General features: G+C 53.0%; 1 rRNA gene. It reads right to left on the minus strand.

The features are described from left to right. Positions 1 to 1,518 (minus strand): 23S ribosomal RNA (locus U1R88_RS35465); the annotation flags it as partial.

Consider the following 1,518-nt stretch of genomic DNA (forward strand, 5'->3'; position numbering starts at 1 on the left):
GAGACAGCGGGGAGATCGTTACGCCATTCGTGCAGGTCGGAACTTACCCGACAAGGAATTTCGCTACCTTAGGACCGGTATAGTTACGGCCGCCGTTTACCGGGGCTTCGATCAAGAGCTTCGCTTGCGCTAACCCCATCAATTAACCTTCCGGCACCGGGCAGGCGTCACACCCTATACGTCCACTTTCGTGTTTGCAGAGTGCTGTGTTTTTAATAAACAGTCGCAGCCACCTATTCTCTGAGACCGTCTCACGCTCAAGGTGTCTCTCCTCTCACGCTACTGCGGCACACCTTCTTCCGAAGTTACGGTGTCAATTTGCCGAGTTCCTTCTCCCGAGTTCTCTCAAGCGCCTGAGCATATTCAGCTCGCCCACCAGTGTCGGTTTGCGGTACGGTCCTCTCAGACTGTAGCTTAGAGGTTTTTCCTGGAAGAGTTTCCAATCACTTCGCTCCCGTGAGAGCACCACTTCCGATCCGGACGATCCGTTGGCGGATTTGCCTGCCAACCGTCCTCGTCTAAGTACCGAGTAGTCCAACACTCGGATGACCTTAGCCTCTCCGTCACCCCTTCGCATCTGACAGCGGTCCGGGAATATTAACCCGGTTCCCATCGGCTACGCCTTTCGGCCTGACCTTAGGGGCCGACTCACCCTGCTCCGATGAACGTAGAGCAGGAAACCTTGGGCTTGCGGCGAGAGGGCTTTTCACCCTCTTTAACGTTACTCATGTCAGCATTCGCACTTCTGATATCTCCAGCAGACTTCTCAATCCGCCTTCTCAGACTTACAGAACGCTCCCCTACCACGCATGGATTTTTCCATGCATCCGCGGCTTCGGTTAGCAGCTTAGCCCCGTTACATCTTCCGCGCAGAAAGACTCGACCAGTGAGCTATTACGCTTTCTTTGAAGGATGGCTGCTTCTAAGCCAACTTTCTGGTTGTCACGGCCTTTCCACTTCGTTTTCCACTTAGCTGCTATTGGGGACCTTAGCCGGCGGTCTGGGTTGTTTCCCTTTTGAGTCCGGACGTTAGCACCCGGTGCTCTGTCTCCCGTGTATAGCTTCCAGGTATTCGGAGTTTGCCTTGGTTTGGTAAGACTACATGTCCCCCTAGCCAAAACAGTGCTCTACCCCCTGGAGCCTTCACACGAGGCACTACCTCAATAGTTTTCGGGGAGAACCAGCTATCTCCAGATTTGTTTGGCCTTTCACCCCTATCCACAGCTCATCCGCTAATTTTGCAACACTAGTCGGTTCGGTCCTCCAGTGTGTGTTACCACACCTTCAACCTGGCCATGGATAGCTCATCTGGTTTCGGGTCTACACCCTGCGACTTTTCGCTCTATTCGAACTCGCTTTCGCTTCGGCTTCCCTATTCGGTTAACCTCGCCACAGAATGTAAGTCGCTGACCCATTATGCAAAAGGTACGCAGTCACCTCAAAAAAAGGCTCCTACTGTTTGTATGCATGCGGTTTCAGGTTCTATTTCACTCCCCTCCCGGGGTCCTTTTCACCTTT

Origin of the sequence: Labrys sedimenti (assembly GCF_034424805.1) — a bacterium.
Taxonomy (GTDB): Bacteria; Pseudomonadota; Alphaproteobacteria; order Rhizobiales; family Labraceae; genus Labrys; species Labrys sedimenti.